Raw genomic sequence first — 26483 nt, forward strand, 5'->3', positions numbered from 1 at the left:
CCGTCAGATCACGACCTCGCCTTCGAGACGCAGCTTCATCTCCAGCAGAACCTTCTGGAGCGCCTGCGTCTCGAACAAGAGGCGTTTGGCCTCATTGACGGTGATCGTGCCGTCTTGAATCGACTGGTGATACTCACTCATCAGCATCGCAAAACGCTGGCTCAGCTCGACGATGTCGGAATTGATATGCCCGCCCTTGGTGTTGCGACGGTCCTCATCGAAACTGATCGTCATCTTGCCCAGTTCGGCCAGCGCAGAGGTCACATGCGGAAAGCTGGCCTCGGCCTCGAGATGGGCGACCACGTCGATCGGCATGAACCGATCCGCATTCTCGGTATCGTTTGAATAGTAACGACCCAAGGTCGCCTTGGATTTCCCGCAAAGCTCCGCCGATCGCTCGACCCCGAGATCCTTGACCAAGGCCTCGGTATGTCTTTTGAGATAGCTGCCGATACGGTCCGTCACCGCGTCCTCCGAATGTGCCTTAGAGGGGAAAACACCCCTCCCTTTCCCATTAGCCCTTCTCGAAAAATTTGTCACATAGAAAGCGCCGGTCCACAGCCCGGCAGTGTGAGTACCAGCCACAAGAGCTGGCGTGTACTGGGGTGCCGATCCGCCGTGTATGTGGTGGGCTGTTGCGTGCGGCATCCCTCTTTGTCTCGGCGGAGCGCGCTCGCGGGTGGGGCTTGCGCGCTCCGTTTAGTCCGGGCTATCCCGCTTGCCATGGCGAAACTGTATTTCAACTACTCGACGATGAATGCGGGCAAGAGCACGATCCTCTTGCAGGCGTCGCACAACTATATCGAACGCGGGATGCAGACCTTTCTGGTGACGGCGGCACTCGATCGCCGGGCCGGAGAGGCGACGATTGCAAGCCGTATCGGTATCGGCGCGGCCGCCACAACGTTCGATCAGAACACCGACATGTTCGATTTGGTAAAGAATCGGCTTGGAGAGGCACCCTGCCATTGTGTTTTTGTTGATGAAGCGCAATTCCTGACCCATGCGCAGGTCTGGCAACTGGCCCGTGCGGTCGATGATCTGGGCGTTCCCGTGATGTGCTATGGGTTGCGCGTGGATTTTCAGGGGAACCTTTTTCCCGGATCCGCCGCTCTGCTGGCCTTGGCCGACGAGATGCGCGAGGTGCGTACGATCTGCCATTGCGGGAAAAAAGCCACGATGGTCGTGCGGCTTGGTGCCGACGGACAGGCGTTGCGCGATGGCGATCAGGTTCAGATCGGCGGGAACGAGAGCTATGTCTCGCTCTGCCGCCGCCATTGGCGCGAAGCGGTAGGCGAGGCTTGAACCTTCAGAACCGCTCGACCACGACAGAGCCGACAGAATAGCCCGCGCCAAACGAACAGATCAGCCCCAAATCACCCGGCTTCAGATCGTCGGAATATTTCGCAAAGGCGATGATCGACCCGGCCGACGAGGTATTGGCATAATCCTGCAAAATGTTGGGCTGCTCGCCCTCTTCCGGGTCGCGGCCTAGCACTTTTCTGCCAATGAAGTCGTTCATCGTCTTGTTCGCCTGATGCAGCCAAAGCCTCCGGAGCGAGTCGGAAGAAATCCCTTCCTCGGCGAGATGGTTCTGGATATGTGCCGAGACCATCGGCAGCACTTCCTTGAACACTTTGCGGCCCTCTTGCATGAACTGCATGTCGCGGCGATCCGCCACGCCATCGGGCCGGGTGCGGCGCAGAAAACCGTTATTATTCCGAATATTGTTCGAGAACTCGGTCGCGCAGCGAGTGGAATGGATCACGAAGCCACCGTGTTTCGCATCCTCGCGCCGTTCCAAAAGGGTCGCCGTCGCCACATCCCCGAAGATGAAGTGACAATCGCGGTCGCGCCATTCGAGATGCCCCGAGGTAATCTCGGGGTTTACGACCAGCGCGCGCCGCACCGAGCCGGCGCGGATCATGTCCGCCGCCGCCTGAATCCCAAAGGTCGCCGAGGAGCAGGCGACATTCATATCGAAGGCAAATCCGGTCGCGCCGATCAGCTTCTGGATCTCGATCGCGATGGCGGGATAGGGCCGCTCCATGTTGGAGGCGGCGCAGATCACCAGATCGACCTCTTCACCTGTGCGGCCAGCCTGCGCCAGCGCGGTTTCGCAGGCCTTGAGTGCCATCTCGGCCATGATGCCAGGCTCCTCGTCAGCGCGCTGGCGGAATTCAGGATACATCCGCGCAGGATCGAGCACGCCCGACTTGTTCATCACATGGCGGCTGTGAATGCCCGACGCCTTGACGATGAACTCGCTCGAGGAATGGGGGATCGGCTCCATCTCTCCGGCGGCGATGGCCTGCGCGTTCTCGGCGTTCATCCGATCCGCATAGGCGTTGAAGGCGATGACGAGCTCGTCATTGGAGATGGTCTCTTGCGGCGTAAAGACGCCCACCCCGGTAATCGCTGGCGTAAACATGGCACTCCTCCTGACCTCGGGCAGAGTCCGCCCAAGGCCGAAAAAGGTCAAGAGATCAGAGCAAATTCGGCAAAGGCTTGCCGTCACGGAAAGCGCGCAGATTGGCCAGTGCCATCAGCCCCATATCCGTCCTCACCTCTTCCGCAGCGGTCCCCAGATGCGGCAGCAGCGTGACATTGTCGAGCGCGCGCAGCGCATCCGGCACCTCTGGCTCGAACTCATAGACATCCAGCCCCGCGCCAGCGATTGTACCGGCCTCCAAAGCCACGATCAGGTCGGATTGTGAAAGGATATCGCCCCGTGCGATATTGATCAGGTGTGCATGAGGTTGCATTTGTGCAAGTTCATCTGCACCGATCAAGTGATGGGTTTCCGGCGTCGCGGGCACAGCGATCACCACGATATCGGCCCGCAACACCTCGGCGAGCGAAACCTGCCGCGCCGGACAGCCCGGATCGGTCACCACAGAGCGGTTGTGAAAGACAACCTCCATGCCGAAGCCGAAATGGCAGCGCCGCGCGATGGCCTTGCCGATGCGGCCCATGCCGATAATCCCCACGCGCTTGCCCGTCACGTGAAGGCCGAGCATCTGCGTCGGCTGCCAGCCAGTCCAGCCACCCGAGCGCACCAGACGCTCCCCTTCGCCCGCGCGGCGCGCGCTCATCAGGATCAGCGCCATCGCGATATCGGCGGTAGCATCGGTCACGGCCCCCGGCGTGTTGGTCACCGCGATCCCGGCGGCGCGAGCGGCCTCGACGTCGATGTGATTGTAGCCCACCCCGAAATTCGCCAAGAGCTTGCAGCGCGGTTGTCCGGTGAAAGCCCCCGCCCCGAACGCATCGCCCAAGGTCGGCAACACGAGATCGAATTCAGCCAAAGCCGCGCGGGCCTCATCTTGGGTCAGCGGCGCCGCCTCATGGCGAAAGGTCGTATCGAATTCGTCGGCGATGGCTGCCTCGACCGCATCCGTCATCCGACGCGTCACGAAGAGCCGCATCAGAACATCCGCCCGCCGATGGGGACATCTTTGTCGGGGGTGATGAGCACGACCTCACCCGCCTCATCGGGCAGGCCCAGCACCAGCGCCTCGGACATGAACGGCCCGATCTGGCGCGGCGGGAAGTTCACGACGCCCAGCACCTTGCGCCCAATCAGCGCGTCGGGGGTATAATGCACCGTGATCTGCGCCGAGCTTTTCTTGACCCCGATGTCCGGTCCGTAATCGACCCAGAGCTTGAGCGCGGGCTTGCGGGCCTCGGGGAAAGGTTCCGCCTGCACGATCTGGCCCACGCGGATATCGACCTTGAGGAAATCGTCGAAACTGATGGTCATCCGGCCAGCTCCCGGTTGCGGCGGATATTGGCGGCGACGGCGCGGCTGAGAAGTCCGGGAAATCCGGTCTCCGGCTCCATCAGGACCTCAAGCGCGGCAGCAGTCGTACCACCCGGACTCGTGACATTCACCCGCAGTTGAGCGGGGCTTTCGTCGGACGCCTCGGCCAGCGCGCCCGCCCCGGCGACGGTCGCCTTGGCCAGCTGCATCGCAAGCTCTTCGGAGAGTCCCTGTTCGACTCCGGCCGCAGCCATCGTCTCGATCAGGTGGAACACATAGGCCGGACCGGAACCCGAAACCCCGATCACAGCATCCATCTGAGCCTCATCTTCAAGCCGGACAACCTGTCCAACGGCGCGCAACAGCGCCTCGGAAAGATCGAGATCCGCCGCGCTCGCCGCCCCGTTCCCGACGATTGCCGTGATCCCGCGCCCAATCGCCGCGGGCGTGTTGGGCATCGCCCGGATCAAGGGCGTTTGGGCGCCGAGCAGCTTCTCATAGCCCTCGATGGTGATACCCGCGGCGACCGTGACGAACAGCGTCTTGCCGCCGCCCATCGCCGCCAGTTGCGGCAGCGCCGCGCCCATCATCTGCGGCTTCACCGCGAGCAAAACAACCGCCGGAGCGGCTGGCAAGTCGCCATTGATATGCACGCCCGTCCCGCGCAGCCAATCGGACGGGTTCGGGTCGATCACATGCACGGAGGTCGGCGGCAAGCCATTGCCAAGCCAGCCCTGCAACATCGCAGAGCCCATCTTGCCACAGCCCAGAAGCACAAGCCCCCGCGTCACGATATCGGAAAAATTCATGTTACCCCCTTTGTTGCGGGGGCAGATTAGGCGCGACCGTAGGCCTCGGCAATGGCGACATCCATCGCGCGCGCCGCTTTCTGATCGCCCCAGGCCACCAGTTGGAAGGCCGGATAGAAGCGCTCGGACGCCACGACCGCCGCGCCGATCAGCCGGTCGATCTGATCCGCGCTCGCCACCTGCCCGCCCGACAGCACCAGCCCATAGCGCCAGACCATCAGCTTCTGCTCGTTCCAGAAGGTGAAGGCCCCCGTCCAGCATTGATCGTTCACGCGGTTCAGCAGGTCGTAAAGTTCGCTCTCGCGCTCGGCGGGCGGGTCCATCTCGAAGGTCGAGATCAGACGCAGGGTCTCATCGACCGGGCTCCATGCGAGGGTGATCGAATAGGTCCGCCACTGACCCTCAACCGCCATTGCGATCTGGTCGTCAGTCACGCGGTCAAAATCCCAGTCATGCGCCTCGGCGAGCGTCTCCACCACATCGATCGGGTGAAGGTCGTCCGCGTAGAGAAAGTCCTCGCTCAGTGCCATGCCCGTATCCCCCTGCCTGTATACGTCCCGACGGGGTGCAGCTCCCCTAGGGTTTGGTGTATCCACAAAGTGCGGCGGATAACCGCCTTGCCCATACAAGATATCGTGCGGGCAAAGGTGCATTCTGTAAAGCAATTTGTCGTGGATAACTTGGCCCACACCCACCAAATCTGGGGAAAACCCGTGCGAGAACCGAAAAACGCGGCGCACAGGACGCTAAAGCGAAAGAAAGCGGGAGGATCGATTGGTGGAGTCGATCGGGATCGAACCGACGACCTCGTCATTGCGAACGACGCGCTCTCCCAACTGAGCTACGACCCCACATTCGATGGCGGCTGTTTCGCGCAATCGCGTATTCTTGTCAAGCACGTGCACCCGTGGCAGACCCCGTTTTGACGGGCCCGGAGGGGCGACCAGATGTCACGCCATTGCCGGCAGATGCGCGCGCACGAACGCAACCAGATCCGAAGCCGGACGCGCGCCCGAGGCCCGCGCCATTTCGCGCCCCTTGCCGAACAGGATGAAAGAGGGGATGCCCTGAATACGATAGCGCTGCGTCGCTTGCGGGTTCACTTGGGTGTTCAGCTTGGCCAGCCGCACCTGCGGTGCCAGTTGCCCGGCGGCGATCTGGAACTGCGGCGCCATCTGACGGCACGGCCCACACCACGGCGCCCAGAAATCCACCAGCAGCGGCAGGTCGTCCTTTTCCGCCTTGGCAAGGATGCCCGCGTCGATCTCGGTCACCTTGCCGCTCACCAGCTTGCCGCCGCACGTCCCGCATTTGGGGCCCGCCGAGAGCTTGTCCGAGGGCACACGGTTCGCCTGTCCGCAGTCCAGACAGGTCACGCGATAGGATTGGGCCATGACAGCCTCCCGCAATATTCAACTTACCGAATATATTGGGGCAGAATGGCTCCCGCGCAAGACCACGCCATTCATCAAACCCGAAATACTCTGAGGGTGAATTTGCCGAAGGAAAAGAGGGGGCAGCACCCCCTCTCTCTATTCCGCAGCATAGCTCTCCAGCGGCGGGCAGGTGCAGATCAGGTGCCGATCGCCGTGAACGTTATCGACCCGCCCGACGGGCGGCCAATATTTGTCCTCGCGGAACGACCCCGGCGGGAAGCAGGCCTGCTCCCGGCTATAGGGGCGCGTCCACTCGGCCACGAGGTCATGGACCGTGTGGGGCGCATGGCGCAGCGGCGAGTCCTCGGCGGCAATCTCGCCATCGGCCACGGCGCGCACCTCCTCGCGGATCGCGAGCATCGCGGTGATGAAACGGTCAAGCTCTGCCTTGGTTTCCGACTCCGTCGGCTCCACCATGAGCGTGCCTGCGACCGGCCAGCTCATGGTCGGCGCGTGGAACCCGTTGTCGATCAGACGCTTGGCGATATCGTCCACGGTCACGCCGCACTCTCCGAAAGGTCGCGTGTCGAGGATGCACTCATGCGCCACCCGCCCCCGGTTACCCATGAACAGGATCGGATAGGCGGTCTTAAGCCGCGCAGCGATATAGTTCGCGTTGAGGATCGCCACACGAGTCGCCTGCGCCAGACCCGAGCCACCCATCATCAGGCAATAAGCCCATGAAATCAGCAGGATCGAGGCAGAGCCGAAGGGCGCCGCCGATACGGGGCCCTCACTGCCGCCGGTTTCGGGATGCCCCGGCAGGTAAGGGGCCAGATGCGCCTTCACGCCGATCGGACCCATCCCCGGACCACCGCCACCATGCGGGATCGCAAAGGTCTTGTGCAGGTTCAGGTGCGACACGTCCGAGCCGATCTCGCCGGGCTTCACCAGCCCGACCAGCGCGTTCATATTCGCCCCGTCCAGATAAACCTGCCCGCCAAAGCGATGCGTGATGTCACAAATCTCGCGCACGGTTTCCTCGAACACCCCGTGGGTCGAGGGGTAGGTGATCATGCAGGCGGCCAGATTTTCGCCAGCAGCTTCCGCCTTGGCCGCGAAATCCTCAAGGTCCACATCGCCGTTCGGCGCGGACTTGACCACAACGACTTTCATCCCTGCCATCTGTGCCGAGGCCGGGTTCGTGCCATGCGCCGAGGTCGGGATCAGGCAGATATTGCGATGCCCCTCGCCGCGCGCGCGGTGATAGGCGGCAATCGTCAGAAGGCCAGCATATTCACCCTGCGCGCCGGAATTGGGCTGCATCGAGAAGGCATCGTATCCGGTAATCTCGCAGAGTTTCGCGGTCAGGTCCTCGATCACCTCGGCATAGCCCTGCGCCTGATCCGCGGGCGCGAACGGGTGCAGCGAGCCGAATTCCGGCCATGTGATCGGCATCATTTCTGCCGCCGCATTGAGCTTCATCGTGCACGAACCGAGCGGGATCATCGCCCGGTCAAGCGCCAGATCGCGGTCCGACAGACGGCGCATGTAGCGCATCATCTCGGACTCGGCGCGGTTCATGTGGAAAACCGGGTGGGTCAGGTAGTCGCTCTGCCGCAGCATCTCCTCGGGGAAACCAAGCCCCACCGTCTCGGGCGCGGGCTCGGTGATGCCAAACGCGTCGAGCACGCGGGCGATCACCTCGCCATCGGTCATCTCATCGACCGAAATGCCCACGCGGTCACGCCCCACTTTGCGCAGGTTTAACCCACGCTGACGCGCCGCCGCGAGGATGCCCATCTGGCCCACGCCGACCTTGACCGTGATCGTGTCGAAGAAGGCTTCCGGCGCCACTTCGGCCCCGGCGGCGACCAGCGCATCGCGCAGACGCACCGCGTTCAGATGCACCATCTCGGCAATCGAGCGCAGGCCAACAGGCCCGTGGAAGACCGCATAGAACGAGGCCATGACCGCCAGAAGCGCCTGCGCCGTGCAGACATTCGAGGTCGCCTTTTCGCGGCGGATATGCTGCTCGCGGGTTTGCAGCGACAGGCGATAGGCGGGGTTGCCATGGCTGTCGATAGAGACACCGACGATCCGCCCCGGCATCGCGCGTTTCAACTCGTCGCGGCAGGACATGAAGGCCGCGTGCGGGCCGCCATAGCCCATCGGCACGCCAAACCGCTGCGCGGAGCCAATCGCGATATCGGCCCCCATCGCACCCGGTTCTTTGAGCAGACACAGCGCCAGAAGGTCCGTTGCAACGACTGCCAAGGCTTTGGCTTCGTGCAGCTTTTCGCACAGGTCAGTGAAATCACGGACGTGGCCGTAAGTGCCCGGATACTGGAAGATCGCGCCAAAGACGGTTTCGGGCTCCAGCGCCTCGGGCGCGCCCACGATGACCTCGATCCCGAGCGGCAGCGCGCGTGTGCGGATCACCTCGATCGTCTGCGGGTGGCAGCTTTGATCGACGAAGAAGGCCGTCGCCTTCGACTTGGCCGAACGCTGCGCCATCGCCATCGCCTCGGCCGCCGCGGTCGCCTCGTCGAGTAGCGACGCATTCGCCACCGGCAACCCGGTCAGGTCCGCAACCATCGTCTGGTAATTCAAGAGCGCCTCAAGCCGGCCCTGCGCGATCTCGGGTTGGTAGGGCGTGTAGGCCGTATACCAGGCCGGGTTTTCGAGAATGTTGCGCTGGATCGCGGGAGGCGTCACCGTGCCGTAATAGCCCTGCCCGATCAGCGAGGTCATCACCTCGTTCTTCTCGGCCACTTTGCGCAGCTTTTGCAGCAGCGCGTGTTCGGTGAGCGGCGCCCAGGAAAGCGGCTCATCCTGACGGATCGCGCGGGGCACGGTCTCGTCGATGAGCTGGTCGAGGGTTTCCACCCCCACCACCTTGAGCATTTCCGCCATCTCAGCCGGAGACGGCCCGATATGACGGCGGTTCGCGAAATCGTAGGTGTCGTAGGTCGTGGGGGTAAACATCGTGCAGCCTCAGCCGATAAAGTCTTTGTAGGCGTCCTCGTCCATGAAGTCGTCAAGCTGCTCCATGTCCTCCACCTTCATCTTGAAGAACCACGCTTCGCCGAGCGGGTCCTCGTTCACCAGTGCCGGGTTGTCGACCAGCGCCTCGTTCACCTCGACGATCTCGCCATCGACGGGCGCGAGGATGTCGGAGGCCGCCTTGACGCTCTCGATCACCGAGACCTCATCACCCTTGGCGACCTTGGTTTCCGGCTCGGGCAGTTCGACAAAGACCACATCGCCCAGCTGCTCCGAGGCGTGGTCGGTAATGCCCACGACCACCAGATCGCCTTCGACGCGCAGCCATTCGTGTTCTTCGGTGAATTTCATCTCTCGCTCCTCAGCGTTTGTAATTGGTGGGTTGGAAGGGCATCGGCGCGACCTGCACGGGCAGTCTTTTGCCGCGCACCTCGCCGTAAACGGTAGCGCCGATATCAAGATCGGCCGGAAGATAGGCCATCGCCATGGGCCGCCCGATCGAGGGGCCAAAGCCGCCCGAGGTGACAGTGCCGATTGGTGCGCCGCCTTCGGGACCCGCGAAAATCTCGGTGCCCTCACGCATCGGGGCACGGCCCTCGGGCAAGAGCCCCATGCGTTTGCGCGCGGTCCCAGTGTCCAGTTCGGCCAGAATACGCTCCGCGCCCGGGAACCCGCCTGCACGCGCACCGCCATTGCGCCGGACCTTCTGGATCGCCCATGTCAGCGCGCCCTCGACCGGCGAGGTGGTGGTGTCGATGTCATGCCCGTAGAGGCACAGCCCTGCCTCAAGCCGCAGACTGTCGCGCGCGCCCAGACCGACGGCCTCCACCGCCTCATGCGCCAAAAGCGCCCGCGCCAGATCGACGGCCCGGCCCTCGGGAACGGAAATCTCGAAGCCGTCTTCGCCCGTGTAGCCCGAGCGCGAAATCCACAACTCAGTGCCCTGCCAGTCGAAACGGCCAACATCCATGAAGCGCATCCCGGCCACACCGGCGACCAGCGTCGCCAGCACCGTCTCGGCGTCGGGCCCCTGAAGCGCCAGAAGCGCCCGGTCGTTGACCGGCTGAACGCCTTCGATATGCGCCTGAAGATGGGCGATGTCCGCCTCTTTGCAGGCCGCGTTCACCACGAGGAACAGATCGTCCCCGCGATTGGCGACCATCAAGTCATCAAGGATGCCCCCCGCCGGATCGGTGAAAAGCGCATAACGCTGGCGACCCTCACCCAGCCCCGCGATATCCACCGGCACCAGAGCCTCGAGCGCGAGCGCCGCGTCGGGCGGCAAGATCACCTGACCCATATGGCTCACATCGAAAAGCCCGGCCCGCGCCCGCGTGTGAAGATGCTCTTTCATCACGCCCAGCGGATATTGCACCGGCATCTCGTAGCCTGCAAAGGGCACCATCTTCGCGCCCAGTTCCACATGAAGATCGTAAAGCGGTGTCCGCTTCAGCTCCGCGCCCGCAAGGTCAGCCATGCCGCCCCCTTCTGTCAGCCGGATGCCCGGCATCGAATCCATGAGCCTTTCGGCCCGCTCGATGCCCCTTCTGTCCATGCCCGCATGCGGGCGCCTGAGATCGTTATCCCTTCGGCGGGCACCGCGCGGCGCCACTCTCCAGAATTCTGCGTCGGACCGGTCCTTTTGCCTGAGAGTTTACCGGGGCGGTTGCTCCTTCGGCACTGGCGCGGGGCCAGATTCTCCCGTGTCCGTCCCTTACCGGATAGCCCGTCCCACCCGCCCGAGACAAGCCCAAAAACCGGAAGCGACCCATTTGAGAAAAATACGACCATCGCGGGTCGCAAACAGCATGAAAAAAGCGCGACCCGTACCGGACCGCGCTTGCTTTCATCAAACCCGGAATACTCCGGGGCGCCCCCCCCCGCCGGCCTCAGCCCTTGGCGCGCACCTTCGCCAGAAGCGGCATCAACTCACCCATATCCGGCCCGTGCGAAAGCCCCGTCAGCGCCTTGCGCAGCGGCATGAACAGCCCCTTGCCCTTGCGCCCGGTTTTCTCTTTGACGGCTGTCGTCCAGTCCTTCCAAGTGGTCTCGGTGAAGGGCAGAGCCGGCAGAAGCGTGAGCGCCTCCGCCACGAACTCCGCATCCTCCGGGTCGATGACCGGCTCGGCGCCATTCAGCACCAGATCCGCCCATTGGCCAAGATCCGACAGCTTGTCGATGTTCTGCGAGGCGACGGCCCAGAACTGCTCGGCCTTGTCGGCGGGGATACCGAGCGCCGCAATCTCGTCCGCAACAGCAGCGAAGGGCAGGTGCTGGTTGCGCGCGCGGGTCAGCGGCACGAGGTCCTCAGGGTCGAACTTCGTCGGCGCGGCCCCAAATTGCGACAGATCGAACCCGTCCGCGATCTCTTCGAGCGACATGCGCAGTTCGACCGGCTGCGACGATCCGAGCCGCGCCATCATGCTCAGAAGCGCCTCGGGGGCGATCCCGTTCGCGCGCAGATCGCGGATCGAGAGCGTGCCGAGACGTTTCGACAGCTCCTCGCCATGCGCGCCGGTCAGCAGCGAATGGTGCGCAAATGACGGCGCGGTGCCGCCCAGCGCCTCGATGATCTGGATCTGCGTCGCGGTGTTGGTGACGTGGTCGCCGCCGCGCACGATATGGGTGATGCCCATCTGAATATCGTCCACCGAGGAGGCGAAGGTATAAAGCACCTGCCCATCCGCGCGGATCAGAACCGGGTCGGACACGCTGGCCGCGTCGATCGACAGATCGCCCAGAATGCCGTCGGTCCATTCGATCCGGGTCTGGTTCAGCAGGAAGCGCCAGTACCCCTCGCGCCCCTCTTCGCGGAACTTGTCTTTCTCAAGGTCCGTCAGCTTCAGCGCCGCGCGGTCGTAGACCGGAGGCTTGTGCATGTTCAGCAGCTTCTTGCGCTTGAGGTCCAGCTCGGTCGGGCTCTCGAAACATTCATAGAGCTTGCCCACGCGCTTGAGGCTCTCGGCGGCGGCCTCATAGCGGTCGAGGCGCAGCGACTGGCGCTCCTCGCGGTCCCAGGTCAGGCCGAGCCATTCGAGATCTTCCTTGATCGCGTCCACATATTCCTGCTTCGAGCGCTCCTGATCGGTGTCGTCGAGACGCAAGATGAAGGTGCCCCCCGTCTTGCGCGCGATCAGGTAGTTGAACAGCGCCGTGCGCAGGTTGCCGACATGGATGAAGCCGGTGGGCGAGGGCGCGAAGCGGGTAACGGTCGTCATGATGATCTCCTGGTTCGCGCCTGCTCTTTCATATGCGCGCGGTTTTGTCCATATCAGGCGGGGTGGAGCGTTAGCGGCAAAGGGTAAATCATGGTTGAATGGACAGCGGCGACCGCGCCGTCCCTCGAAGATATCGAGACCCTCGCCGAAGCCACCCGCGCCGCGCTCCCCGAGGCTTTTGCCGGGGCCGCCGCGCAGGTCGTGCTGCGCGTCGAGGATTTCCCCTCCGAGGCGCTTCTCGAAGAGATGGGCGCGCAGGACGCGTTCGAGATCACCGGACTTTACGAGGGCATTCCCCTCACCGAAAAATCGGTGATGGACCCGGGTGGGCCGGATGTCATCTGGCTGTTTCGTCGCCCGATCCTCGACGAATGGGTGGCGCGCGGCGACATCGAACTCGGCGCGCTGGTCGCCCACGTCTTCGTGCATGAATTGGCCCATCATTTCGGCTGGTCGGATGCGGATATCGCGCGCATCGACAGGTGGTGGGAATAACCCGCACCACACACACGGATTCGTGCGGGAGCCAACCTTGCCGCATGATCCGCGCGCCCTAACCTCTTTCCGGTGTCTTTCATATTCACCTGAAAACCGAGGGAGGGTTTTTCATGAAACCTGCTGCTCTGACCCGCCGGTCTGTCATGGCCGGCATCGCGGCGATGCCGCTCGTCTCCGCGCCTGCCATTCTGGCCGGGGCCCGCCCTGCAATGGCGCAGGCTACGGCCGCCCCCGCCATCGCGCCCTATCGGCGTTTCTCCGTGGGCGATTTCACTGTCACGACATTACTTGCCGGCACGCGCCCGATGGACAACCCTCAGGAGATTTTTGGGCTCAATGCGAGCGCCGAGGATTTCGCGGCGCTCTCTCAGGCCGCGTTCATCCCGTCGGACAAGAGCATGAACTTCTTTACACCGACGCTTGTCGAAACCGGTTCCGAGGTGATCTTGTTCGACACCGGACTGAGTCCCGAGAGCATCACGGCCGCACTCACCGCAGCGGGTAAGTCCCCCGATCAGATCAGCATCGTCGTACTCACGCATATGCACGGCGATCATATCGGCGGCCTGATGTCGGGCGATACGCCGACCTTCACCAATGCGCGTTACGTTACCGGGCAGGTCGAATTCGACCACTGGGCCGCCGCAAGCAACGAGAATTTCGAAGCCAAGGTGCGCCCTTTGGCCGAGAAGATGGCCTTCATCGGAGATGGCGCGGATGTGGCAGGCGGCATCACTTCGGTCGCCGCCTTCGGCCATTCGCCGGGCCACATGGCCTATCACCTCGAAAGCAACGGCCGGCACCTGATGCTCACCGCGGACACGGCCAATCACTTCGTCTGGTCGCTACAACGTCCAGATTGGGAGGTGCGCTATGACATGGACAAATCGGCCGCCGCCGCCACGCGCAAATCGCTTTTGGGCAGGATCGCGGCTGAAAAGATTCCGTTCGTAGGCTACCATATGCCTTTCCCCGGCACGGGCTATCTGGAAGCCAGAAACGAAGGCTTCCAGTTCGTGCCTGTCGCCTATCAGCTTGACCTTTGAACCCTCAGTCAAGGCAACCGACGCGGACCCCGGGGGGTCCGCGTCACCACTCGTTACGCAACGCCGTTATGCAGATCAGGCAGCATCAGAGATATCGAGCCGCACGAGTGTCTGATTGAGCAGGATGTAAGCGATCTCGCCAAAGGTGACCGGACCGGTGAAATGCCCGGTCTTCTGCCCCTCCAACTCACCATAAAGATAGTTGAGGATGCAGTTGCACGAGTATTGCCCGACCCCATCCGGGCCAGCGCCCTCCGCAAAGGCTTGGGCATAGCTGCCAAGCGCCCGGGCGAGGCGATATTCGACCCCTGCGACAACCGGCGCATAGAACCGCACCTCACCCTCGTTTTCATCCACCGACTGGATCGAAACGTTCACCAAAGCGCCTGCGTAATTCGCCACCAGCGGCAAGCGCGTGTCGACCTTGTTCTCTTCGAGGTAGCGGGCAAAATTCACCCGCTCACCGCCCACGATCACATCATGCGCGGCGAATCCGCCTTCGGGGAAACTGAAGGTCAGCTCCTCCTGATCCCCCTGCGCAAAGATGTTGAGGATGTCGAGATCGACCGAACGACCCTCGGGCAAGGCGCAATGCAGCAACACCGCCCCCTCGTCATGGCCGGTCCCTGTCGCCCCGTCGAATACCATCGGCGCGCGCTTGCCGAGATCATCGAGATGCACCCCGGTGATCCACCCGGCCAGCGGCTGGTTGAACAAATTGGGATAGGTCTGCCCATGGATCGCGAAATCGGAATGCGCGACCGAGAAGGCCGGGATCATGATCATCGTGAATCCACCCGGCACATAGCCCGTTGCGATGCCTTCCAACTCTTGGACCGGGACGAAACGCGGCGCCGCGCCAGTCGCCTCGGGGAAGGTCGTGCAAAAAAGCTTGTCGCGCACGACAGCGCCCCCTTCATCGGTCACGAAATAGACCGTGGTGCCGCCGATCCACGCCCCTTTGGGAAGTTGTGCCAGCAGATCTTCCGCCCCGGCGATCACCATGACCGCCCCCGCCTCGATCCGTTGCGCGGCCTCGGCCGCGCTGAGCATTTCATTCTTCATTGGCATATCCCTTCAGAAGCGCGCCACATCGGCACTGGCAAAGGCATTCTTGGCGACGAAATCGCGCAATTCGGCGATCTTTGCCGATAGTGTGGTCGGCGCAGCGGCCACCTCCCGGCGCAGGCGCGTCACAAGAATGCGCGTCGCCAAAGAGGCCGCCGACAAATCGGCATCCGAAGTCAAAACCCGCGACCAACGCGGGTCATTCATATCTGGAATCATCAATCTCTCCCGCTAAACGGATGCGCTGAGCTAAACATCCGCACCTTAAAAAACGGTTTCCGGCCTTCCATCCCCTCCAGCTTCCTGCCAAGATAGCGCTAACGCGGCACGATGCCGGAGCAAACCATGACCTCCATCCTCACCATCACCCTCAATCCCACGGTCGATCTGTCGATCGGGGCGGACAAGGTCGAGCCCGAACGCAAACTCCGCTGCACCCGGCCCGAGACCGATCCGGGCGGCGGCGGGATCAATGTCAGCCGGGGGATTCTTGAACTGGGCGGACACTCCACGGCCTTCGTGGCGGTCGGTGGGCTGACGGGCGACAAGGTGATGCGGCTCCTCGCCGAAGCGGGGATCGGCCTTGCCCCTTTCCCGGCGCCAGGCGAAACCCGCCAGTCCCTGACCGTCACGGATCAATCCTCCGGCCTGCAATATCGTTTCGTGATGCCCGGCCCGGAGTGGAAATCCGGCGATGTGACCCGCGCGCTCACCCGCATCGGTCGCGCCGCGCCCGAGAACGGGATCGTGGTGCTCTCGGGCTCGCAGCCGCCCGGCGTCCCCGACGATTTTCCCGCACGCCTCGCAGCCCGCATTGCCCGCACGCGTGCGCAGCTCTTTCTCGACACATCGGGTGCCGCCCTGCATTGCCTGCTGCGCAACTGCACTGCCCCCGCCGATGTACTGCGCATGGACGATCTTGAAGCCGAGGACCTCGCCGGACGCAAACTCCCCAGCCGGGCCGACAGCGCGGATTTCGCCCAATCGCTTGTCCGGCGCGGGCTTGCACGCGCCGTGATCGTGGCGCGGGGCGGAGACGGCAATGTCCTCGCCACGGCGGAGAACCGCTGGGTCGCCGAGGCCGCCAAGGTCGATGTCGTCTCCAAAGTCGGCGCCGGCGACAGCTTCGTCGCGGCGTTCACCTTGTCGCTGTCGCGGGGGCTCTCGATGCCCGAGGCCCTGCAATGGGGGGCCGCTGCGGCCTCGGCCGCCGTCACCACCTCCGCCACCGACCTGTGCCACCTGCCAATGGTGCGCAAACTGCTCCCGCACAGCGCGGTCAGCACGCTCTGAGCTGGTCAGTCTGCGACAAATATCCCGGGGGTGAATGGCGCAACGCGCCAGAGGGGGCGGCGCCCCCTTACCCCGCCGCCTTCGCCTCGGCGCGCGGATAAAGCCGCCCCATCACCACCCCCCGTGTGGCGTTCAGCACCATCAGCGCCGCCCACAGCCCGTGATTGCCCAAGACCGGCACAAACACCAACAACGCCAGCACATAGACCGCGACCGAGAGGATCATCGCATTGCGCATCTCGCGCGTGAGCGTCGCTCCGATGAAAATACCGTCGAGCATCCAGCTGGCGATCCCGATCAGGGGCGCGATGATCATCCACGGGAGGTAATGCCGGGCGCTCTCACGGACCGGCTCGGCCGTGGTCATCAGGTCGATGATCCAAGGCTCGCCGATGAAGAAACCGAGCCCCAAGAGGATCGCCCCGCCCAGCCCCCATTGCGAGGTCATGATGGAAGCGCGCCGCAGCCCGCGCAGGGATTTTGCCCCCACTGCCTGCCCGACAAGACTCTCGGCCGCGAAGGCAAACCCGTCGAGCGCGAAGGCCGTGATCGACAGGAATTGCAGCAAAACCTGATTGGCGGCGAGCTGCACATCGCCCTGCCCCGCACCGAGGAACAGAAAGCTCGTGAAACTCGCCTGCAAGAGCACCGAGCGGATCATGATATCACCATTGACCCGCGCCATGGTGGCCAGCCGCACCCGGTCAAAGATAGAGCGCGCCCGCCATAGCCCATCCGCAAAGGCCGCCCGCGCCAGCCAAAGCGCCAGCGCCACGCCCGACAGCTCGGCAATCAGCGTGGCCACCGCGACACCCTGCACGCCCCAGCCGAGGCCCAGCACGAAGAGCAGGTCGAGCGCGACGTTCAGCCCGTTCATGCACAGTTGCACCGCCAGGACCGCCCGCGTGCGCTCCAGCGCGATAAGCCAGCCGGTCAGCGCATAGAGCGCAATCGTCGCGGGCGCGCCCCAGATCCGGATCGTCAGGTAATCGCGGGTCAGCGCCTCGACCTCGGGACTTGCGGGCGAGAGCCAGAAGGCGGCGGCAAAAAGCGGCAGTTGCAGCACGATCAGGGCCAGCCCCGCCGCCCCCGCGATGATCAGCGCCCGCATCAGGCCAGCGGAGACCTCGGTCGCGTCGCCCGTCCCATGCGCCTGCGCGACAAGCCCGGTCGTGCCCATCCGCAGGAACCCGAAAATCCAGTAAAGCGAGGCGAGGATCACCGCCCCCATGCCGACCGCGCCGATCGGGGCGGCCTCGCCCAACTGCCCGACCACGCCCGTATCCACCGCGCCAAGGATCGGCACGGTGGCATTGGAAATCACGATAGGCGCCGCGATCCGCAGCACCCGCGCATGGGTGATCTCAGCCATTCTGCGCAGGATCGGGCATCAGGAAATGCCCGGTCGCCTGCGCAAACAGACGCGAGCGATTATCCTGCCACGCCTCGACATGCACGCTCGCATAGCGCCGCCCCGAGCGGTTCACCCGCGCCCGCGCATAGGCATCGCGCGGCAGGCCGGAGCGCAGATAATCGACGGTGAAGTCAATCGTCTTGGGCAGCCGCGGAAGATGCATCGGATCGAGGGAGGCCGCGTCGATCCGGCCTGCTTCAAGGTCCTCCCAAAGATAGGACCAGCTCAATTCGATGATCGCAGTCACCTCAAGGAACGCCGCCGTCACCCCGCCATGGAGCGCGGGCAGCATCGGGTTGCCGATCAGCTTGTCGTCAAAGGGCAGAACGGCCGTCAGCTCATCGCCCCGACGCTCGAAAGTGATGCCGAGGAACTGGATATAGGGCACGCCCGAGACCAGCGCCCGCAGCGCCCCGTCGCGCCGTTGCTTGATGAGTTGAACGGGTTCGGGCTTGGGCCGGGTCATGCCGCGCCCCCTTTCTTCATGCGTTCGACGGTAAAAGCCCCGGTCGCGGAGGCCACCGGAATGCCCGTTTCTTCGTCATGGGCGCTCGCGCGCACGAAGGCGACACTGCGGGTGATGTGAAAGCACTCCGCCCGCGCGGTAATCCGCTGCCCGGGGGTCGCCGCGCGCATATAGTCAATCCGCAGATCGATGGTCGCGGTGCCGGCGGGCGCTTCGGGATGGCTCATGACGGCGGCGCCGCAGCAGGTATCCATCAGCGCCGAAACCGCGCCGCCATGGATGACCCCGGTGCGCGGATCGCCCACCAGCCGCAGATCGTAGGGCATCGAAAGCACCGCAGCCCCGCCGCCGATCGACTCGACCTTCATGCCCAGCGCGTGGCTATGCGGGATCGCCTCGATGAACTGGCGGGCAAGCCGGAGCTTGTCCGCATCCGGTGCGTTTGCATCAGGGTCGGTCATCTGTGCCATGCTCCTGTCAATATCGGTGCGATCATCGCAGGCCCGGCTATCCGCGCGCAAGAGAGCGCGAGCCTGCCGTTACGGAATTTTTCGCACCGCTTGCCCCGCCGTTCGGCGCATCTCTATTGAAGCCACGGCGGGGGCGCGTTAGCTTTCCCCCGCAGGGAGGCCCGAATGGCGGACACACTGACGTTCAAGGAAATGTGCGCACGCTTCGACGTGACGCCGCGCACCTTGCGGTATTATGAGTATATCGAACTGCTTTCCCCCCAGAAGGAAGGCCGTGCGCGCTTTTACGGCCCGCGAGAGGTCGCCCGGATGACGTTGATCCTGCGCGGGCGGCGCTTTGGCTTCTCGCTTGAGGAACTCCGCCAATGGCTGCTGATCTACGACCAGAAAGGCACTGACGAGCAGAACCGGGTCTGGGTCGAACTCGCTGACCGCCAGTTGGGCGTGCTCGAAAAGCAGCGTGACGAATTGAGCGTCACCATCGACGACCTGCGCCAATTGCGCAATGAGGTCGCAAAAAGCGTGGGCGACTGACCGCGCTTTCTGGGCGAATCCGGGCGGATCAGCGCCACCAGAGCCGCTCCGCCGAGCCGCTTTCTGTGAAAGAAAATTGCTTTACCTCTAGGTCAATTTTGTCTGACATTACGTCAGTCCGATTGTGACGCCACGTTACAGTGACGTTCACGTCAACTTCGCTTGTAATGTAGGTGCAGATTGTCGATCTGCCCCCTGCATTACGCAAGGACATGCAAAGGGCAGAGAGAATGAGTGAAGAAGTGATGACGATCCGCGAGATGTGCGACGCGTTCGACGTGACGCCCCGCACGCTGCGGTTTTACGAGTCGAAGGAATTGCTGTTCCCGATCCGTGAGGGGCAGAAGCGGTTGTTTACCCGGCGCGACCGGGCCCGGTTGAAACTGATCCTGCGCGGCAAGCGTTTCGGTTTCAGTCTGGAGGACATTCGCCAGCTGCTGGACCTCTACGCGATGGGCGATCAGCAGAAAACGCAACTGGCCGAGACGCTGAAACTGGCGCGTCAACGCCATCAGGAAATGATCGCGCAGCGCGATGAGCTTGGACAGGCCATCGTCGAGCTGGGCGAGCAGATCGAACTGGTCGAGCGGGAGCTGAGCGGGTCCGACCCGGAAACTTCCGCCGCCTGAACCGGAAGGGAGAGAGAAATGCCGCAATTCAACGCCAACACCAAGGACATGCAATTCGTTCTGCACGATGTCCTGAAAATCTCGGAATCGGGCCTGCCCGGCTACGAGGAGATGGAGCGCGACTTCACCGAGGCTGTGCTGGACGCGGCCGGCAAGGTGTCGTCCGAAGTTCTGGCCCCGCTCAACGCCTCGGGCGATGCCGAGGGTTGCGTGCTCGAAAACGGTGTGGTGCGGACGCCCAAAGGGTTCGATGCGGCGTTCGAAGCGATGAAAGAGGGCGGCTGGACCGCGCTCGATTGCGATCCCGAATATGGCGGTCAGGGCATGCCCTATGTGCTCAACTGCGCGGTGGGCGAGATGTTTGTTTCGGCCAACATGGCCTTCAACATGTATCAGGGCCTGACGCACGGCGCCTATTCCGCGATCCATGCCCATGGCACGGATGAGCAGAAAGCCAAGTACCTGCCCAAGATGGTGTCGTGCGAATGGACCGGCACCATGAACCTGACCGAGCCGCATTGCGGCACCGATCTGGGCATGATGCGCACCAAGGCAGAGCCGCAGGACGACGGCAGCTACAAGATCACCGGCCAGAAGATCTTTATCTCGGCGGGCGAACACGATCTGGCCGACAACATCATTCACCTCGTGCTGGCCAAGGCACCGGGCGGCGGCGAAGGCACCAAGGGCATTTCGCTGTTCATCGTGCCGAAATTCCTTGTGAACGAGGATGGCTCGCTGGGCGACCGGAACGCCGTTTCGGTCGGCAAGATCGAAGAGAAGATGGGCATTCACGCGAACTCGACCTGCGTGATGAACTATGATGGCGCAACCGGCTGGCTGCTGGGCGATCTGCACAAGGGCATGCGCGCGATGTTCACGATGATGAACGAGGCGCGTCTGGGCGTGGGCCTGCAAGGCTACGCCGTGGCCGAGGCGGCCTATCAGAACGCAGTCGCCTATGCCAAGGATCGCCTGCAAGGCCGCGCGGTCACCGGCGCCGAGAACCCGAACGGCCCGGCCGATCCGCTGATCGTGCACCCGGATATCCGCCGCAACCTGATGGACCAGAAAAGCTTCGTCGAGGGCGCGCGCGCCTTCACGCTTTGGGGCGCGCATCTCATCGACCGCAGCCACAAGGCCAATGACGCCGATGCCGAGGGGCTGATCTCGCTGATGACCCCGGTCATCAAGGGCTTCCTGACCGACAAGGGCTTCGACTCGGCGGTGCAGGCGCAGCAGGTCTATGGCGGCCACGGCTATATCGAGGAATGGGGCATGTCCCAATTCGTCCGCGACGCCCGGATCGCCATGATCTACGAAGGTGCGAACGGCGTGCAGGCGCTCGACCTCGTGGGCCGCAAGCTCGCGCAGGACGGTGGCAAGCACGTGATGGCCTTCTTCGAAATGATCAAGGCCGAGTGCAAGGCGCATGATGCGGACGAGCGCATGAAACCCTTCACCGATGCGCTGAAGACCGCCTCCAAACAGCTTCAGGCGGCGGGCATGTTCTTCATGCAGAACGGGATGAAGAACCCGAACGCGGCGCTCTCGGGCAGCTACGACTTCATGCATCTGATGGGCCATGTCTGCCTTGGCCTGATGTGGACCCGGATGGCCGCGGCGGCCCATGCCGCGCTTGATGGCGGCGCGTCCGACAAAGCCTTCTACGAGGGCAAGATCGCCACTGGTCGCTATTACATGGCGCGCCAGCTTCCGGCCTGTGCGATGCACCTCGCACGGATCGAAAGCGGTGCCGACCCGGTGATGGCGCTGGCCGACGATCAGTTCTGATCCCGCCGGGATGACACAAAGATTTGGCGCGCGGGGCAACTCGCGCGCCTTTTCTTTTCGCGCCCGTTCGGCCTAAGCTGCCCCGACAAAGGAGGCCCCATGCCCAAACGCCTGCGCCTGACGCGCCGCTTTCCCGTCGCAGTCACCAATGATGCCTATCGCCGTCTGCAAGGCTTTGCCACCGAAGCCGGGCTGACGCAGGACGAGGCGCTGACCTTCCTCTTCGAGAATTTCAACTCCGTCACCCATTCTGAAAACCTCGGTCACCGGCTGCGCCTGTTCAAGGCGGAGCTGGAGGATCGCAAACGCTGAAAGCCTGACTCATGCGCCCATTGCTTCCCGCCATTTTCGCCCTTGCCCTCTGCGCCGCCCCGGCCCTTGCCTTCGATGACAGCGACGCTTCAGCGGTCCGCAGCAAGGTCGCGGACTTCGAAAGCGCCGTGCGCAGCCAGAACTATTCGGTCTTCTTCGACACGATCCCGCCGAAGATGCTCGATTTCATCGCGGAACAGGCCCAGCTTCCGCCTGCGGAGCTCAAGGCCGCGATGGGCGCGCAGATTCAAACCGCGATGTCCTCGGTGACGATCGAGCAATTCGAGATCGACCTCGACGCGATGGAGACCGGCGACACCAGCAGCGGGCGCGGCTATGCGATAATCCCGACGACGACCACGGTCTCGGTGCCCAATATCGGCAAGACCCGCAGCACAAATACCACGCTCGCACTGGAGGATGACGGCGCATGGTATCTGGTGCGGATGGACAATCCGCAGCAAATCGCGGTGCTGCGCTCGGTCTACCCGGATTTCGAGGGAATCGTTTTCCCGCAAGGGACGATGGAAGCGGTCCAGTGACACGGCCCTGACGGGGCGCGACGCGAAGTCACGCGGTTCGTGACGTTGCGGCGCATCCCGCTCCACTCCTTTACGTGCGCGTCACTTTTCCGCAATTATACGATGATCCGGGGAGGGATCTGTATGGTCGCGAAACTCTATTGCTTTGGCGAAAGCGGTAACGCCTACAAGGCGGCGCTGACGATGACGCTGGCGGGCTACGCCTGGGAGCCGGTCTTCGTCGATTTCTTTCGCGGCGAGGCCCGCAGCCCGGAATTCCTCGCGCTCAATGAGATGGGCGAAGCGCCCGTTCTTGTCGACGGCGACCGCACCATCACCCAATCGGGCGTGATCCAGCTCATGGTGGCCGAGAAGACCGGCAAGTTCATGGGCGCCCCCGAGGACCGCGACGAGGTCCTGCGCTGGCTTTTCTGGGACAACCACAAGGGCAGCTCGCAATTCGGCACCCTGCGGTTCCTGATGAATTTCCTGCCTGAGGACAAACGCCCGCAAGAAACGATCCAGTGGCTCTCGGGCCGCGTGCGGGCGGCGCTCAAGACGCTCGAGGCGCATCTGGCGGGGCGCGACTGGATGGTGGGCGATGGCCCGACGCTGGCCGACTTTGCCTGCTGCGCCTATCTCTATTACCCGGAGCCGTTCGGCTTCGCGCGTGAGGATTACCCGAATATCGGCCAATGGCTCGACCGCATCGCGGCCCTGCCCGGCTGGCAACATCCCTATGACATGATGCCCGGAAACCCATCCGACCGGGCGTGAGGAGGAGCAATGACGGAAGCCTATATCTATGACGCGGCGCGCACGCCTCGCGGCAAGGGCCGCAAGGACGGCGCACTGCACGAGGTGACCTCGGTCGCGCTGTCGGCGCGGCTGCTGAACGCGGTCAAGGAGCGCAACGGTCTTGAGGGCCATGCGGTCGAGGACGTGATCTGGGGCAACGTGACCCAGGTCATGGAGCAAGGCGGCTGCCTTGCACGCTCGGCGGTGCTGCTCTCGGATCTCGACGAAAGCATCCCCGGCCTCGCCATCAACCGCTTCTGCGCAAGCGGCATGGAGGCGGTGAACCTCGCCGCCAACCAGGTCAAGGGCGGCGCCGGTTCGGCCTATATCGCGGGCGGCGTCGAAATGATGGGCCGCGTGGCGATGGGCTCGGACGGCGCGGCGATCGCGGTTGACCCTTCGCTGGCGATGAAAACCTATTTCGTCCCGCAAGGCATCTCGGCCGATATCATCGCGACCGAATACGGCTTCTCGCGCGAGGATGCCGATGCGCTGGCCGTTGAATCGCAGCGCCGCGCCGCCGAAGCCTGGGCCGATAACCGTTTTGCGAAATCCATCGTGCCGGTGCTCGACCAGAACGGCGTGACCATTCTCGACCATGACGAATACATGCGCCCGGGCACCTCGATGGAGGATCTCGGCAAGCTGAAGGCCTCGTTCAAGGAAATGGGCGAAGTGATGCCCGGCTTTGACAAGGTCGCGATGCTGAAATACCCGCATCTCTCGGCGATCAATCACATCCACCATGCGGGCAACAGCTCGGGCATCGTGGACGGTGCAGCCGCCGTGCTGATCGGCAACAAGGAATTCGGCGAGGCCCACGGGCTCAAGCCGCGCGCGCGCATCCGCGCCACCGCAAAGATCGGCACCGACCCGACGATCATGCTCACCGGCCCGGTGCCGGTCACCGAGAAAATCCTCGCCGACAGCGGCATGAAGATCGGCGATATCGACCTGTTCGAGGTGAACGAAGCCTTCGCCTCGGTCGTGCTGCGCTTCATGCAGGCCTTCGACGTGGACAGCTCCAAAGTCAACGTGAACGGCGGCTCCATCGCGATGGGCCACCCGCTGGGTGCAACCGGCGCAATCATCATCGGCACGCTGCTCGATGAACTGGAGCGGCGCGACCTGTCGACGGGTCTGGCAACGCTCTGCATCGCGTCCGGCATGGGCGCGGCCACCATCATCGAACGCGTCTGAGGGAGAGAGACATGGCTGATTTTACCTATGAACTCGGCACCGATGGCGTGGCAGTCATCACTTGGGACGTGCCGGAAAAATCCATGAACGTGATGAGCCTTGAGGGCTTTGCGCTCTTGGACAGCTTCATCGACAAGGCGCTGGCCGATGACGCCGTGAAGGGCGTCGTCATCACCTCCGGCAAGCCCGATTTCGCGGGCGGCATGGACCTCAATGTCATCGCCAAGATGAAAGAGGACGCGGGCGCGGAACCGGCGAAGGGCCTTTATGAGGGCGTCATGCAGATGCACGCCGTGCTGCGTAAGATCGAGCGCGCGGGCATGGACCCGAAGACCCTCAAGGGCGGCAAGCCGATTGCGGCAGCGCTGCCGGGCACGGCGCTTGGGATCGGCCTCGAACTGCCGCTCTCGACGCATCGCATCTTTGCCGCCGACAACCCCAAGGCCAAGATCGGCCTGCCGGAAATCATGGTCGGCATTTTCCCCGGCGCGGGCGGCACGACGCGGCTCGTGCGCAAGATGGGCGCGATGGTCGCGGCCCCCTTCCTGCTTGAAGGCAAGCTCTCGGACCCGAAGAAGGCCAAGGCTGCGGGCATCATCGACGAGGTGGTGGACGATCCGGTCGCCGCGGCGAAGGAATGGGTGCTCAACGCCAAGGACAGCGACATCGTCAAACCGTGGGACGCCAAGGGCTACAAGATGCCCGGCGGCGCACCCTACCATCCGGCGGGCTTTATGACTTTTGTCGGTGCCTCCGCGATGGTGCATGGCAAGACCATGGGCGTCTACCCGGCAGCCAAGGCGCTGCTCAGCGCGGTCTATGAAGGCGCGCTCGTGCCTTTCGATCAGGCGCTCTCGATCGAGGCGCGCTGGTTCACCAACGTGCTGATGAACCCCTCGTCCTCGGCGATGATCCGTTCGCTCTTCATCAACAAGCAGGCGCTGGAGAAAGGCGCGAACCGCCCCTCGGTGCCGGATCAGACGGTGAAGAAGGTGGGCGTGCTGGGCGCAGGCATGATGGGCGCAGGCATCGCGCTGGTCTCGGCGCTGGCCGGTATTCAGGTCGTCCTGATCGACGCCGCGCAGGACGCGGCCGATCGCGGCAAAGCCTATACCGAGGCCTATCTCGACAAGGGGATCGCCCGCAAGAAGGTCACCCCCGAGAAGAAGGACGCGGTTCTGGGCCTGATTACGGCCACGACCGATTACGCGGCGCTTGAGTGCTGCGACCTGATCGTCGAAGCCGTGTTCGAGGACCCGAAGGTCAAGGCAGACGTCACCGCCAAGGCCGAAGCCGTGATCCCCGAGAATGCGATCTTCGCCACCAACACCTCGACCCTGCCGATCACCTCGCTCGCCAAGGCCTCCAAGCGCCCCGAGCAGTTCATCGGCATCCACTTCTTCTCGCCCGTCGAAAAGATGCTGCTGGTCGAGATCATCAAGGGCCGTGAGACCGGCGAGGTGGCCGTGGCCAAGGCGCTCGACTTCGTGCGTCAGATCAAGAAGACCCCGATCGTCGTCAATGACGAGCGCTTCTTCTACGCCAACCGCTGCATCATCCCCTATATCAACGAGGGCATCCGCATGGTGGCCGAGGGCGTCAACCCGACGCTGATCGAGAACGCCGCCAAGATGGTCGGGATGCCGCTTGGACCGCTGCAACTGGTGGACGAGACCTCGATTGATCTGGGCGTGAAGATCGCCAAGGCGACCCGTGCGGCGATGGGCGAAGCCTATCCGGACGACGCGGTGGATGAGGTGATCTTCTGGATGGCCGATCAGGGGCGTCTGGGCCGCAAGACCAAGTCGGGCTTCTACGATTATGACGAAGCCGGCAAGCGTCAGGGCCTCTCGGAGGTTGTCACGGGGCACTATCCCGAAGCCACCGATCAGCCCGACCTGCACCACGTTCAGCATCGTCTGCTGATGGCACAGGTGCTCGAAGCTGTCCGCGCTTTCGAGGCCGGTGTGCTCGAGGACATCCGCGAGGGTGACGTCGGCGCGATCCTCGGCTGGGGCTTTGCGCCGTGGTCGGGCGGCCCGTTCAGCTGGCTCGATATCATCGGCGCGGGCCGTGCGGTCGAAATCTGCGACGCGCTCGAAGCCCAATACGGTGCACGTTTCAACGCCCCCGCCCTGCTGCGTGACATCGCGGCCAAAGGTGACGGGTTCTACGCGCGCTTCGGCGGCGGTCAGGCAGCCAAGGCCGCCTGATCCCAATCCTCTACGCAGACACCAAAACGCCGGGGCCAGAGGCACCCGGCGTTTT

At 63.6% G+C, this 26483-nt stretch carries 28 protein-coding genes, 1 tRNA gene and 1 riboswitch; of the genes, 12 read left to right on the plus strand and 17 right to left on the minus strand.

Annotated features, from left to right (window positions below; all coding sequences use genetic code 11):
* Positions 1 to 3 precede the first annotated feature (3 nt).
* Positions 4 to 465, minus strand: a complete 462-nt coding sequence (locus P0X85_RS13010; RefSeq protein WP_275814081.1) for a hypothetical protein — start codon at positions 463 to 465, stop codon at positions 4 to 6.
* Between the two features lie 258 nt (positions 466 to 723).
* Between P0X85_RS13010 and P0X85_RS13015 the strand changes: the two genes are divergently transcribed.
* Entirely contained in the window at positions 724 to 1305 is a 582-nt protein-coding gene (locus P0X85_RS13015; RefSeq protein WP_275814084.1) for a thymidine kinase, read from the plus strand.
* Between the two features lie 4 nt (positions 1306 to 1309).
* On the opposite strand, the gene P0X85_RS13020 is transcribed toward P0X85_RS13015, so the two are convergent.
* From P0X85_RS13020 to gltX, 11 genes are all read right to left on the minus strand, one after another.
* Entirely contained in the window at positions 1310 to 2431 is a 1122-nt protein-coding gene (locus P0X85_RS13020) for a beta-ketoacyl-ACP synthase III (RefSeq protein ID WP_275814087.1), read from the minus strand.
* A 55-nt stretch (positions 2432 to 2486) separates the two neighbouring features.
* A complete protein-coding gene (locus tag P0X85_RS13025) occupies positions 2487 to 3428 on the minus strand; it encodes a 2-hydroxyacid dehydrogenase (RefSeq protein ID WP_275814090.1) in 942 nt (313 codons plus the stop codon).
* The gene (locus P0X85_RS13030) at positions 3428 to 3763 is read right to left on the minus strand and encodes a tRNA-binding protein (protein WP_275814092.1); all 336 of its coding nucleotides are present in this window, start codon (positions 3761 to 3763) and stop codon (positions 3428 to 3430) included. The genes P0X85_RS13025 and P0X85_RS13030 overlap by 1 nt, the downstream gene beginning before the upstream one ends.
* Positions 3760 to 4572, minus strand: a complete 813-nt coding sequence (gene proC / locus P0X85_RS13035) for a pyrroline-5-carboxylate reductase (RefSeq protein ID WP_275814095.1) — start codon at positions 4570 to 4572, stop codon at positions 3760 to 3762. Before proC ends, P0X85_RS13030 begins: the two co-directional genes overlap by 4 nt.
* A gap of 26 nt (positions 4573 to 4598) precedes the next feature.
* Complete coding sequence (locus tag P0X85_RS13040) at positions 4599 to 5102, minus strand: type III secretion system chaperone family protein (protein ID WP_275814098.1); 504 nt, start codon at positions 5100 to 5102, stop codon at positions 4599 to 4601.
* 245 nt (positions 5103 to 5347) lie between these two features.
* Positions 5348 to 5423 (minus strand) — tRNA-Ala (locus P0X85_RS13045).
* Between the two features lie 99 nt (positions 5424 to 5522).
* Complete coding sequence (locus P0X85_RS13050) at positions 5523 to 5966, minus strand: thioredoxin domain-containing protein (protein ID WP_275814100.1); 444 nt, start codon at positions 5964 to 5966, stop codon at positions 5523 to 5525.
* Between the two features lie 138 nt (positions 5967 to 6104).
* Positions 6105 to 8936, minus strand: a complete 2832-nt coding sequence (gene gcvP, locus P0X85_RS13055) for an aminomethyl-transferring glycine dehydrogenase (protein ID WP_275814102.1) — start codon at positions 8934 to 8936, stop codon at positions 6105 to 6107.
* A 9-nt stretch (positions 8937 to 8945) separates the two neighbouring features.
* Entirely contained in the window at positions 8946 to 9305 is a 360-nt protein-coding gene (gene gcvH, locus P0X85_RS13060; RefSeq protein ID WP_275814104.1) for a glycine cleavage system protein GcvH, read from the minus strand.
* A gap of 10 nt (positions 9306 to 9315) precedes the next feature.
* Entirely contained in the window at positions 9316 to 10431 is a 1116-nt protein-coding gene (gene gcvT / locus P0X85_RS13065; protein ID WP_275814107.1) for a glycine cleavage system aminomethyltransferase GcvT, read from the minus strand.
* 148 nt (positions 10432 to 10579) lie between these two features.
* Positions 10580 to 10668, minus strand: a riboswitch (glycine riboswitch).
* A gap of 175 nt (positions 10669 to 10843) precedes the next feature.
* Complete coding sequence (gltX, locus tag P0X85_RS13070; protein WP_275814111.1) at positions 10844 to 12172, minus strand: glutamate--tRNA ligase; 1329 nt, start codon at positions 12170 to 12172, stop codon at positions 10844 to 10846.
* 90 nt (positions 12173 to 12262) lie between these two features.
* Between gltX and P0X85_RS13075 the strand changes: the two genes are divergently transcribed.
* Together P0X85_RS13075 and P0X85_RS13080 are read left to right on the plus strand one after the other, a co-directional pair.
* Complete coding sequence (locus tag P0X85_RS13075) at positions 12263 to 12667, plus strand: metallopeptidase family protein (protein ID WP_275814114.1); 405 nt, start codon at positions 12263 to 12265, stop codon at positions 12665 to 12667.
* A gap of 113 nt (positions 12668 to 12780) precedes the next feature.
* Positions 12781 to 13716: an MBL fold metallo-hydrolase gene (locus tag P0X85_RS13080; RefSeq protein WP_275814116.1), complete on the plus strand. Its 936-nt coding sequence runs from the start codon at positions 12781 to 12783 to the stop codon at positions 13714 to 13716.
* A gap of 75 nt (positions 13717 to 13791) precedes the next feature.
* Here P0X85_RS13080 and P0X85_RS13085 read toward each other — a convergent pair whose 3' ends face one another.
* Complete coding sequence (locus P0X85_RS13085; RefSeq protein WP_275814120.1) at positions 13792 to 14781, minus strand: DUF6976 family protein; 990 nt, start codon at positions 14779 to 14781, stop codon at positions 13792 to 13794.
* A gap of 12 nt (positions 14782 to 14793) precedes the next feature.
* The gene (locus P0X85_RS13090; RefSeq protein ID WP_275814123.1) at positions 14794 to 15003 is read right to left on the minus strand and encodes a hypothetical protein; all 210 of its coding nucleotides are present in this window, start codon (positions 15001 to 15003) and stop codon (positions 14794 to 14796) included.
* Between the two features lie 126 nt (positions 15004 to 15129).
* Between P0X85_RS13090 and P0X85_RS13095 the strand changes: the two genes are divergently transcribed.
* Positions 15130 to 16077: a 1-phosphofructokinase family hexose kinase gene (locus tag P0X85_RS13095; RefSeq protein WP_275814126.1), complete on the plus strand. Its 948-nt coding sequence runs from the start codon at positions 15130 to 15132 to the stop codon at positions 16075 to 16077.
* Between the two features lie 67 nt (positions 16078 to 16144).
* Here the strand turns inward: P0X85_RS13095 and P0X85_RS13100 are convergent, their stop codons facing one another.
* From P0X85_RS13100 to P0X85_RS13110, 3 genes are read right to left on the minus strand one after another with little or no spacing between them, the layout of a single operon-like run.
* Positions 16145 to 17449, minus strand: a complete 1305-nt coding sequence (locus P0X85_RS13100; protein ID WP_275814129.1) for an MATE family efflux transporter — start codon at positions 17447 to 17449, stop codon at positions 16145 to 16147.
* Positions 17442 to 17957 (minus strand): PaaI family thioesterase, encoded by a 516-nt coding sequence (locus tag P0X85_RS13105; protein ID WP_275814132.1) that lies wholly within the window; start codon positions 17955 to 17957, stop codon positions 17442 to 17444. The genes P0X85_RS13100 and P0X85_RS13105 overlap by 8 nt, the downstream gene beginning before the upstream one ends.
* Positions 17954 to 18418: a PaaI family thioesterase gene (locus P0X85_RS13110; RefSeq protein WP_275814135.1), complete on the minus strand. Its 465-nt coding sequence runs from the start codon at positions 18416 to 18418 to the stop codon at positions 17954 to 17956. The genes P0X85_RS13105 and P0X85_RS13110 overlap by 4 nt, the downstream gene beginning before the upstream one ends.
* 174 nt (positions 18419 to 18592) lie before the next feature.
* On the opposite strand from P0X85_RS13110, the gene P0X85_RS13115 reads away from it, so the two are divergent.
* From P0X85_RS13115 to P0X85_RS13150, 8 genes are all read left to right on the plus strand, one after another.
* On the plus strand, positions 18593 to 18961 hold the full coding sequence (locus tag P0X85_RS13115; protein WP_275814137.1) for a MerR family transcriptional regulator: 369 nt from the start codon (positions 18593 to 18595) through the stop codon (positions 18959 to 18961).
* A gap of 230 nt (positions 18962 to 19191) precedes the next feature.
* Complete coding sequence (locus tag P0X85_RS13120) at positions 19192 to 19590, plus strand: MerR family transcriptional regulator (protein ID WP_275814140.1); 399 nt, start codon at positions 19192 to 19194, stop codon at positions 19588 to 19590.
* Between the two features lie 18 nt (positions 19591 to 19608).
* Positions 19609 to 21384, plus strand: coding sequence for an acyl-CoA dehydrogenase C-terminal domain-containing protein (locus P0X85_RS13125; RefSeq protein ID WP_275814142.1), 1776 nt, complete (start codon positions 19609 to 19611; stop codon positions 21382 to 21384).
* Between the two features lie 99 nt (positions 21385 to 21483).
* On the plus strand, positions 21484 to 21696 hold the full coding sequence (locus P0X85_RS13130; protein ID WP_275814145.1) for a hypothetical protein: 213 nt from the start codon (positions 21484 to 21486) through the stop codon (positions 21694 to 21696).
* An 11-nt stretch (positions 21697 to 21707) separates the two neighbouring features.
* A complete protein-coding gene (locus tag P0X85_RS13135; RefSeq protein ID WP_275814147.1) occupies positions 21708 to 22238 on the plus strand; it encodes a hypothetical protein in 531 nt (176 codons plus the stop codon).
* 123 nt (positions 22239 to 22361) lie between these two features.
* Positions 22362 to 22994: a glutathione S-transferase family protein gene (locus tag P0X85_RS13140; protein ID WP_275814150.1), complete on the plus strand. Its 633-nt coding sequence runs from the start codon at positions 22362 to 22364 to the stop codon at positions 22992 to 22994.
* A 9-nt stretch (positions 22995 to 23003) separates the two neighbouring features.
* Positions 23004 to 24215 (plus strand): acetyl-CoA C-acetyltransferase, encoded by a 1212-nt coding sequence (locus tag P0X85_RS13145; RefSeq protein WP_275814153.1) that lies wholly within the window; start codon positions 23004 to 23006, stop codon positions 24213 to 24215.
* 11 nt (positions 24216 to 24226) lie between these two features.
* Complete coding sequence (locus P0X85_RS13150; protein ID WP_275814155.1) at positions 24227 to 26428, plus strand: 3-hydroxyacyl-CoA dehydrogenase NAD-binding domain-containing protein; 2202 nt, start codon at positions 24227 to 24229, stop codon at positions 26426 to 26428.
* Positions 26429 to 26483: the final 55 nt, after the last annotated feature.

It is taken from the genome of Pseudothioclava nitratireducens, assembly GCF_029210495.1.
Lineage (GTDB): Bacteria > Pseudomonadota > Alphaproteobacteria > Rhodobacterales > Rhodobacteraceae > Pseudothioclava > Pseudothioclava nitratireducens.